The organism is Zavarzinella formosa DSM 19928, from assembly GCF_000255705.1.
Lineage (GTDB): Bacteria > Planctomycetota > Planctomycetia > Gemmatales > Gemmataceae > Zavarzinella > Zavarzinella formosa.
In genome coordinates this window covers 570,109-571,219 of sequence record NZ_JH636444.1, presented here as the reverse complement: position 1 = coordinate 571,219, position 1,111 = coordinate 570,109, and the positions used below count along the sequence as shown (strand labels likewise).

The 1,111-nt window shown below is 53.4% G+C and carries 1 protein-coding gene; it reads left to right on the top strand.

Annotated features, from left to right (window positions below; translation table 11 throughout):
- Positions 1-492 precede the first annotated feature (492 nt).
- Positions 493-1,111: GP88 family protein (locus tag BGIM_RS67370; protein WP_315849831.1), on the top strand; the 619-nt coding region annotated here is incomplete at its 3' end.

Below are 1,111 nucleotides of genomic sequence, written 5' to 3'. Positions count from 1 at the left end.
TACCGGTCCCGTTAAAGGGGGCCGAGCGGGACTCGAACCCGCGACCTCTCGATTACAAATCGAAGTAACCCTTGTCTGCACCACCGCGAGGTGGCTTGTGGGCCGGAAGGGGAAAAAGTCGGCAAAGGAACGTTTCTGTCGCTCTCCCAACTGAGCTACCGGACGGTTGCCCGCCCGGACGGGGATCGAACCCGCGACCTACAGTTTGGAATAAGTAACCCTTGCCTGCACCACCCTCCGGTTGATTCGAGGGACGGGAATTAACGGCTCCGGGTTCGCTTCTTGCCAATAAGTACCCGAGGCCTGTACCACGTCCCATTGACCCCGACCATAGCGCAAGGCTAAACGACCGGTCAACCATTTTCTGTAGCCGCCCGCTAACTTCCCATCCGCTGTGGCACATCCGCCACATTGCGCGAAGCTCAGATCTCTGCTTTCAATTCCGCGTTTCTCGCTTCCCCCCTTTCTCTTTTCCACGAAAGGAACCAAGTCATGGGGTTAGTGCGCGGATTGCTGATTCAAGGCAATTCTAAAGTCGGTGAAGCCATCAATTTGTGGGGTCTTCCGGCTGTGACAACGTGCCCTGGAATGACTTCTGTCTGCCAAGGAGCTTGTTACGCTTTACGGTCAAGATTCAGATTTCAAACAGTCAAAGATCGACTTGCTTGGAACTTGGAACAAACTGAACGTGATGATTTCTGCGGTCGAATGGCCAAAGAGATACGCCACAAAGGATGCCTCGTTTTACGTGTGCATTCAAGCGGTGATTTTTTCAATCCCGAGTACGCTGAAAAGTGGCTCTGGATCATGAAGAAAGTCCCCAAGCCCCGGTACTACTGGTATTCGAGGTCATGGAGAATCGCGGAGATTGCAGAGGTGTTGGAGAAAATGGCCGCACTGAAGCAAGTCCGTGGATGGCACGGCATTGATTCTGAAACGGGAACGCCTCAAAACGTCCCCAAAGGAATCCGTACTGCTTACCTACAAGTCGATGAAGACACGCCGCCGGAACAAGCCGACCTTGTGTTTCGAGTGCGAAGGTTACGAAAACTTCCTCGTCCTCGGATCGGGTTAACCGTTCTGCCGATATGTCCGAACGAAAGTGACAAGG